This is a genomic window from Sinomonas sp. (assembly GCF_051955515.1).
Taxonomy (GTDB): Bacteria; Actinomycetota; Actinomycetes; order Actinomycetales; family Micrococcaceae; genus Sinomonas.
In genome coordinates this window covers 22,309-28,592 of record NZ_JBQCGQ010000312.1, presented here as the reverse complement: position 1 = coordinate 28,592, position 6,284 = coordinate 22,309, and the positions used below count along the sequence as shown (strand labels likewise).

The 6,284-nt window shown below is 69.0% G+C and carries 4 protein-coding genes; 2 read left to right on the top strand and 2 right to left on the bottom strand.

Annotated features, from left to right (window positions below):
* Nucleotides 1-212: 212 nt before the first annotated feature.
* Together ACTHL9_RS18645 and ACTHL9_RS18640 are read left to right on the top strand one after the other, a co-directional pair.
* Entirely contained in the window at nucleotides 213-581 is a 369-nt protein-coding gene (locus ACTHL9_RS18645) for a hypothetical protein (RefSeq protein WP_138413824.1), read from the top strand.
* A gap of 157 nt (nucleotides 582-738) precedes the next feature.
* On the top strand, nucleotides 739-1,167 hold the full coding sequence (locus ACTHL9_RS18640; RefSeq protein WP_138413825.1) for an OsmC family protein: 429 nt from the start codon (nucleotides 739-741) through the stop codon (nucleotides 1,165-1,167).
* A gap of 101 nt (nucleotides 1,168-1,268) precedes the next feature.
* Here the strand turns inward: ACTHL9_RS18640 and ACTHL9_RS18635 are convergent, their stop codons facing one another.
* Nucleotides 1,269-4,775: a S41 family peptidase gene (locus tag ACTHL9_RS18635; protein ID WP_440520754.1), complete on the bottom strand. Its 3,507-nt coding sequence runs from the start codon at nucleotides 4,773-4,775 to the stop codon at nucleotides 1,269-1,271.
* A gap of 22 nt (nucleotides 4,776-4,797) precedes the next feature.
* A complete protein-coding gene (locus ACTHL9_RS18630) occupies nucleotides 4,798-6,255 on the bottom strand; it encodes a serine/threonine-protein kinase (protein ID WP_440520753.1) in 1,458 nt (485 codons plus the stop codon).
* Between the last annotated feature and the right edge of the window lie 29 nt (nucleotides 6,256-6,284).

Below are 6,284 nucleotides of genomic sequence, written 5' to 3'. Positions count from 1 at the left end.
GCCGCTCCCACCAGCCCCGCGGGGCCGGCCTCGAGTATGGGGGTTTCGCGGCCCAACGCGCCCTCTCCCCCACCCAACAGTTGGCCACCCCCGGGGGCGGGCCGGGACCTAAACGCACGTGCCCCGCCGCCTTTCATTCGTTATCCACTTGGAATCCTGCCCCACGGCGCATCGCGCAGTTGGCGCTGACTTCCCCACTTAGAATCGGGACCATGACTGTCGTCTTCAGCATCGTCGTCTTCCTCCATATTGTCGGCGCGGCCATGATCGTCGGCCCATGGATCGCGTCCATGAAGAGCCCCACGGTCGGAGCGCGGCAGTTCGACGGTGCCATGACTCAGCTCGTCACCGGAATCATTCTGGCCGGGCTCCTCCCGGTCATGGTGAACACGGTCCCCAACTGGCCCGCGCCCGATTATCCGAAGCTCATCGTGAAGTTCATCGTGGCCGTCGTGGTCGGCGCCCTCGCGTTCGTGGGCAATCGCCGCCGAAAGGCCGGAGAGCCGGTTGCGCCGGGTCTCGCCCACGCAGTCGGAGGCCTCGCCCTGCTCAATGTGGCCATCGCAACGATCTGGCCCTGACGCCTTCGTCGTATCCCCAGCCCCGCCCGCTTAACCGTTGAGCGAGCGGGGCTGCTTTGTGCCTACGATGGCGGGGCCAGTCCACCTTTCCACCAGCAACACGCAAGTCCGGCGTGCCCGAGGTTCGGGACACCGGAGAGAAAGCAAGGAGCAAAGCATGGCTACGATCCGCACTGCCCACACCGTCTGGAAGGGCAACCTCACCGAAGGCTCCGGCCAGACGACCCTCGACTCGTCGGGGCTCGACACGTTCGACGTCACGTGGAAGGCACGCAGCGAGGACGCGAATGGCAAGACCAGCCCGGAAGAGCTCATCGCCGCCGCTCACTCCGCATGCTTCTCGATGGCGTTCAGCAATGGCCTTGCAGGGGCTGGCTACACGGCGGAAGAGATCCGCACCCAGGCCGAGGTCGACTTCGTGCCCGGCACGGGCATCACCACGAGCAAGCTCACGGTGTCGGCCAAGGTGCCCGGCATCTCCGAGGACGAGTTCCAGAAGCTGGCCGAGGATGCCAAGACGGGCTGCCCGGTCAGCGGCGCACTCAAGGGGATCGACATCGTCCTCGAGGCGACGCTCGAGTCCTAATCGAGGCTTGAACGCCTGAGCCTTCTTGGCCCGGGTACGCGAGACCCCCGCTCGGCGCCCAGAAAGGCGCAGAACGGGGGTCTCTTTCGGCCCAGGAGGATTCAGCCCTCGTACGCCACCGCTGCGCCCGCCGCTGCGAGGTCCTGCGGGCGCGGAGGAAGAGGATTTGGCTTCACCGAGGGATAGCCCTCGCGTGCCGGGGGCCGCTCGGTGGGAATCTCCAACAGCATCTCCTTCAGCACTCCGATGCCGCGCTCGAGCTGCGGGTCAACGCCTGCAGCATACGCGTGCGGCGGATAGGCGACCGCGATGTCCGGCTCGACTCCACGGTTCTCCACTCCCCAACCGACTCCGCCGCCGAACCAGGTCGCGTACCTCGGCTGGCTTACAGCGGTTCCGTCGGCGAGGCGGAAGCGATTGTCGATTCCGACGACGCCGCCCCACGTCCGCGTCCCGATCACCGGCCCGATCCCCCGGAGCCTGCCTACCTGGGTGATGATGTCGCCGTCCGAGCCTGCAAATTCGTCGGCGAGGATTACCACGGGTCCCCGCGGCGCATGGCGTGGATAGGTGCGCGGCTGTTCGCCGCGAGGCATGCTCCAGCCCGTCACGCGGCGCCCTATCAGCTCCGCGACGAGCTGCGAGGTGTGACCGCCTCGGTTGCGTCGGACATCCACGACCAGCGCATCAAGGGCGGTTTCCGTGTCGAGGTCTCGGTGCAGCTGGGCCCAGCCGCGTGCGGCCATGTCGGGGACGTGGAGATAGCCGAATCGTCCGCCAGAGGCCTCCCGCACGAGGCGCCGGTTCGCCTGCACCCAGTCCTGGTACCGCAGTCGTTCCTCATCCCGGATCGGCACCACGGCGATCCGCCGTCGACGGCCCTCTTGGGTGCCGTGGGAAGGACCGTTCACCATCGTCAGCTCGACCGTCTTGCCCGATGCCCCAACCAAGGCCATCGCCGGGCCGAAGTCGGGGGTGAGGGGTACGCCGTCGACCGCGAGCAGGCGATCACCCGCGCGGACAGCAGCACCCGGCGCCGCGAGAGGAGACGTCGCGAGCGGATCTGAGGACTCGCTCGCGAGCACGCGCCGGACCACCCATCCGCCGTCGTAGTCGAACTCGGCACCGAGCCTCCCCTGCCCTCCCGCGCCCGGCTCCGAGACCAGCATCGGGGTGACATACGCGTGCGAGGTGCCGAGCTCGCCGTGGAGCTCCCAGAGAAGGTCGACGAGGTCGTCATGGGAGCCCAACCGGTCGACGATTGGCTCGTAGCGCCTGCGCACCTCGTCCCAGTCCTGTCCGGCCATGTCCGCGGTCCAGTAGAAATCGCGCTGAAGCCTCCACGCTTCCCGGAATCCCTGGCGCCACACGGACACCGGATCGAGCCGCACCCGGATCCGTTCGAGGTCCACCGCGATGTGATCGGGGGACCCCTCCTCGGCCTTCGAGCCACTCGGGACTGAATGCACGCGCCGCTCGCTCACGTACACCACACGACTGCCATCGCCGCTGAGACGGTAGGTGTCCAGCGCGTTCACGAGGGTCGAGGTGGTGCCGTCGGCGAGGTCGAGGCGCTCCAGAGCCGGCTGTGCATCCTTGTCCCCCGGCTTGGCCTTGCCGTCGCCAGTCGCTCCGCTGAGGTCATGCGACAGCCACAGGAGTGCGCCCGGAGCGGCACTGAGCCGTGAATAGTTGCCTTGGCGCACGGGGAGCGCGACGACGCGCTGCGGCAGGCCCTCGAGGTCGACCACCACCGCCTCTTCCACGCCGGACGGGCCGTCGCCCTCGGCGGCAGCGGCGGCTGCGTCGGCCTTTGGATGAGGCTGGAAGTCGGCCACCTTCGGACCAAAGGGCGAAGCAGTCGTCGAGGAGAGGGGAAGGATGTAGGGCTTGATCGGGCTGGGGAATGCGAGGTCGAACGAGTGGCCGTCGTAGACGGGGTCGAAGCTGCGGCCCGACAGGAACGCGAGGTAGCGTCCGTCAGGCGTGAACGCAGGAGAGGCATCCCAGAAGCGGCCGTCCGTGATATCAGCGATCTCTCCGTCCGAGGCGTTCGCGATGCGCAGCTTGGAACGGGAGCCGAAGGCCGTCACAGGTTCGCTCCAGGCGAGCCAACGGGAGTCGGGGCTCCAGACGAGCTGCTCGATGCTGCCCTCGCCCACGCTGGAGAGTGTCCGTGACTCGCCGGACTCAGTGTCCACAAGGTGAACCTCGCCGAACGCTGTGCCGAGGGCCAGTCTCCGACCATCCGGGCTCGGTGCGATCTCTGCGACTCTGCTGGCCGAGGGCAGGTCGAAACGGCGCGGGGCGCCGGATCCTTTCGCCTCACTGGCGGAGCTCCGGCGGACGGGGACGACGTAGGAGCGCTGGAAATTGCCTGACAGCGCAGAGACGGCGCCGTGCACTCCGATGCCACCGCCCGCGGGAACCGGCAACGGTATCTCAGGGCCCGCAGCCGAGCCCGGAAGGACCGGCCCTGTGGACGTCGTCGGCACGTCTGAGGGGGCTCCAGGCATGAGGACGTCGGACAGCTGCCCGATGAACAGCGCCTCCTCTCCCGAGTGGTCGGCGATGTACGCCACTCGGTCCGCGCCGATCGGGCGTGCCAGACGGGCCCGGACCCCGGGCGTGGCCTCGAGGACTCGGGATGGGCCGTCGCGGTGGGTGAGCCAGTGCAGAGTGCCGTGCGACTCGACAACGCTCGCTCCGCCGTCGTGCGTCGGCACCACCTCGCCGAGGTGACGGCCGACCGCGAGCGGCACGGGCCGCCGCGACGTCGAGGCCGAACCAAGGGTGAGCTCGAGGCGCCGCGGCTCGGCGTCGAGGCCGTCAAGCAGCCACAGCTCCCCCGCGCACTCAAGCACGATCCGCTTCCCGTCCGAGCCTGCATGCCGCGCGTAGAAGCGGTCGAAGTCGGTGTGTCGCCTGAGGTCCGACCCGTCGCGGTCCACCGAGTAGATGTTCCCGAAGCCCTCGTGGTCAGAGAGGAACGCAATGCGGCCGTCAATCCAGACGGGGTCGCATACATTCCCGCCGAGCTCCGGTGTCAGCAGCCGGAAGTCTCCCCCGCCGTCCGCATCGATCCAGAGCTTCCCCGCAGCCCCGCCACGGTACCGCTTCCATGCCGCCGGCTCGCGGGTGAGGACACTCCCCACGACGACCGGCCGCTCGTCTCCCACGGAAGGCCCGTACGCCACCGAATCGACGGGGCCAAAGGGCAGCTCCTCAAGCCACCCGCCCTCGACAGGGATCGCATACGCGTGCGTGTGGCGCGCGTCGGGCTGATTGTGGGCGCTCGTGACGATCACCCTGCCGCGCAGATCGAAGCCCTTGACGCGGGTCGTCTGGTGCCCGAAATAGGTCAGCTGATGGAAGCCGCCGCCATCCACGTCGGCGGCCACGACTTCCGGCGCGCTTCCCTGCACCACGCTCCACACAACCTTCGATCCATCAGGGGTGAAGCGCGGGTTGCGGGCCGGCAGCTGGAGGGCGGAGATCCGCCATGCCCGCCCTCCCTGCAGGGGTGCAAGCCATACGTCGTCCTCGGCGACGAAGGCCACGAGATCACCGTGCAGGTGCGGGTACCGGAAGTAGCTGGAGGCTGTCACCCTCCGATCATAGGCAAGGCGCTCAGCCACTCAGGATCCGTGCGACGCGCCACTGGCCATCGGAGCGTTCGAGCACGACGCGAAGGGTCTGGTCCGTCCCGCCGCCGGGCGCGCTCAGCTCGCCGCCGTCTGGTCCGCGCACGGCAAATCCAGGCGTCACCACCCGCACCTGAACCACGGCCTCGCTCCCTCCGGGGTCCGTGGAGCTGACAAGCTCGGCCGTCAGAACGCTGGTCGAGAAACCGTCCAGCGTCTTCCCCTCTGACACCAGTCGGTCCATGACGGCCTCATCCGAGCTCTCGGCGCTCGAGCCCCGCACGTTCACCCTGCGGAGGAGCTCGCGGTCGCCCTTCGAAAGGGCCTGTGCCCTGATGGCGGCAAGCGCTTGGACTGCTTGGACAGGGTCCGAAGACTCTGCCCTGCGCCGCAGAGTCTCGGGGACGCTCATCCATCCGGCGGATGCCGACTGCGCGGACTCCCGCCCTCCGCCGCTCTGCCACGCGCCGGGAAGCACCCCTCCAAGGATCAGGACGACGGCACCGACCGCGAGGAGACACATGAGCGCGAACTGGACGCGGGCGCGCCGCCAACGCTGACCGGGTGCCGAGAGGCTGAACGGCAGCCGGGGCCGACGACGGCGCGCGTCCTCCCGCACCCGCGTCACCAGCTGAGGCAGCACCTCGGGTTCCACAGCCGGTGCCAGGTCGACGGGCTCCGGCCGCGCACTCCTCAGCACCGCGCGCGCGAACTCAGCGGCGGTCGGGCGCAGGCGCGGATCCTCGCTCAAGGCGGCGGACACCGCGGTGGCCAGCGATCGAGGCACGGTAGGTGCGGCGAGCGTGAGCGGAGGACGCCGGATTCCCTCTTCGGGGGCGGTCCCCGTGAGGCAGAACCAGGCGAGAGCACCCAGCGCGTAGACATCCGAGGCGGGGCCGGCAATGTGCGACGAGTCGTCTGCCGCGGGATCAGCAAACCCGGCGGTCGCCGCCCTCGGCGCCTTCTCCTCCCCCACGGTGCGGGCGGCCCCCAGATCGCTGAGGAGCGGCTTGCCCTCAGCAGAGAAGAGGACGTTTCCCGGAGCGACGTCGAGGTGGGACGTCCCGTTCAGGTGGAGAGCTGCCAGGGCTTGGGCAATGGGCGCGATCGTCGTGACGGTCTCGCCCACGCTCAATCGGCCCCGCACCGACACAAGACGGGCGAGCGACCCACCGGCCGCGTAGTCCATGAGGAGCACCGAACCACCGCACCCGTCTTGCAGCGGTACGCTGCCGAGGAACTCGACGACGTGAGGGTGCTGGTGGGACCTCAGCCTCCGAGCCTCCCTGCGCTCGGCAAGGCGGCCTTCCGCACCGCGCACGACCTTTCCCGCCGCGAGGCACCCGGAAGATCTCGCCCGCAGAAGCCAGACGTCCCCGCCTCCCCCACGACCCAAGAGCCGGACGACGTCGTAGCCCGGCACTGCTGGCTCCCTTGGTTCCATGACCTATGTCTATCCCAAATCGCCCTGCG

Bases quoted from the DNA above. Each gene is read 5' to 3' on its own strand.
- ACTHL9_RS18645 (WP_138413824.1), top strand. From the start codon at position 213: ATGACTGTCGTCTTCAGCATCGTCGTCTTCCTCCATATTGTCGGCGCG.
- ACTHL9_RS18640 (WP_138413825.1), top strand. From the start codon at position 739: ATGGCTACGATCCGCACTGCCCACACCGTCTGGAAGGGCAACCTCACC.
- ACTHL9_RS18630 (WP_440520753.1), bottom strand. From the start codon at position 6,255: ATGGAACCAAGGGAGCCAGCAGTGCCGGGCTACGACGTCGTCCGGCTC.